The organism is Delftia sp. ZNC0008 (assembly GCF_000799035.1).
Classification (GTDB): domain Bacteria; phylum Pseudomonadota; class Gammaproteobacteria; order Burkholderiales; family Burkholderiaceae_C; genus Comamonas; species Comamonas tsuruhatensis.
In genome coordinates this window covers 1-1,722 of the sequence record NZ_JTKZ01000071.1, presented here as the reverse complement: position 1 = coordinate 1,722, position 1,722 = coordinate 1, and the positions used below count along the sequence as shown (strand labels likewise).

Sequence of the window (1,722 nt, the reverse complement as noted above, 5' to 3'; positions counted from 1 at the left end):
CGACCGCTTCACGCTCACCGTGGTGGTCACGGTCACCGTGCTGTCCACGGCCGCCATGGTGCTGTACCCGCTGGTGGCGCGCGCCCTGCATTTGCCGCCCGAGCTGGCGGGCCTGTTCATCGGCGGCACCATCCACGACGTGGCCCAGGTGGTGGGCGCGGGCTACACCATCGACCAGGCCACGGGCGACTACGCCACCATCGTCAAGCTGTTCCGCGTGTCCATGCTGGCCGTGGTGGTGGTCATGGTCTCGGCCCTGTTCAAGCGCCAGCGCGAGGCAGCGGCCGAGCAGCACCACGGCAAGAAGCCGGGCCTGGTGCCCTGGTTCCTGTGGGTGTTCGTCGCGCTGGTGGCCATCAACTCGCTGGGCTGGGTACCGCCGGGCCTGCAGCACCAGTTGAGCGACCTGTCGCGCAACTGCCTGGTGCTGGCCATTGCGGCCCTGGGCCTGAAGACCTCGTTCCAGCAACTGGCCCAGGCTGGCTGGCGGCCTTTTGCACTGCTGGTGGTGGAGACGCTGTGGATGGCAGCCTTCGTGCTGATCGCCATCGAGATCGAGATGCGCTGACGCCTGCACAGGCATTGCCGCAAGAGGCCCGCACTGCGCGGGCCTTTGTCATGGCGCCACACATCGCTTGATGGGCATGCACCAAGATGATACATTTACACACAAATTTTTGATCCACATCAACGCCCTACCGCGCCGTGAACGTTTTTCGCAAGCAAGCCGGCAGATTCCGCAGGCTGACCGCCACCCAAGTCCTCACCCTGCTGCGCAATCAGCAACCCCGGCAAGCCGCCCTGCTGCGGCTGCTGCCCTGCCTGTCGATGCTGGCCGTGTGCGCGGCGCTGCTCGATTCCCTGCTGCCCATTCCGCTGTGGGCCATCGCCAGCCTGACCGTGGTCATGGCCGCCTACATCGCCCACAACTGCCAGTCCTTTGTCGCCACCCAGCGCAGAAAGTCCACGCTGCGCCATCTCGCGCGCTCCTGCCTGCTGCACGCCGGCTGAAGCACAAGTGCCCCTGGGTGCCGGGCGTCAGGCACCGCCTCTGGCATAGGCCGTCAGCGCCTGGGCCACGGCCTTGAAGACCACGGCGCAGCGCTCGCTCTTGCGCAGGTCCTCGTGCATGGCCACCCAGGTATCGAGCTTCCATGAAAACGCCTGGGGCAGCACCCGCACCAGGCCCGGCTCCCGGGCCGCCAATGCCGACTGGCACACGCCAATGCCAAAGCCCGCGCGGATGGCGCCCAGCTGGGCCAGGTCGCTGTCCGAGCGCAGCGCCATGCCTTCGCGCGTGAGCATGGGAAACTGCTGCTGCATCTTTCGGATCAGGGCGCTTTCATGGTCGAAGCCGATGAGCGAATGCCCGGCCAGGTCCTCCAGCGATTCCGGCACGCCGCGTGCGGACAGATAGCTTTCATGGGCATGCAGCCCCAGCTCGATGGCGCCGATATGGCGTGCCACCAGCGCCTCCTGCTGCGGCCGGAACATGCGCACGGCCACGTCGGCCTCGCGGCGCAACAGGTCGTCCACCGCGTTGGACAGCACCAGCTCGATGCCCAGTTCAGGGTGTGCCGCGCGCAATTGCGCAAGCACAGGCGGCAGCACCTCCACGCCCACCACCTCGCTGGCCGTCAGCCGTACCGTGCCGCGCACGCCCGAGCCATGGCTGGCCGCCACGCGGCGCAGCGCGGCCGCCGTCGCGGCCATGCTGGCTGC

At 67.8% G+C, this 1,722-nt stretch carries 3 protein-coding genes; 2 read left to right on the top strand and 1 reads right to left on the bottom strand.

Annotated elements, in window-relative coordinates; translation table 11 throughout:
* The coding region (locus tag L995_RS02710; protein ID WP_047468906.1) for a YeiH family protein at nucleotides 1–568 on the top strand (568 nt) is incomplete at its 5' end.
* Nucleotides 569–705: 137 nt separating this feature from the next.
* Nucleotides 706–1,011, top strand: a complete 306-nt coding sequence (locus tag L995_RS02705) for a hypothetical protein (RefSeq protein ID WP_047468904.1) — start codon at nucleotides 706–708, stop codon at nucleotides 1,009–1,011.
* Nucleotides 1,012–1,038: 27 nt separating this feature from the next.
* Here the strand turns inward: L995_RS02705 and L995_RS02700 are convergent.
* The coding region (locus tag L995_RS02700) for a LysR substrate-binding domain-containing protein (RefSeq protein ID WP_047468901.1) at nucleotides 1,039–1,722 on the bottom strand (684 nt) is incomplete at its 5' end.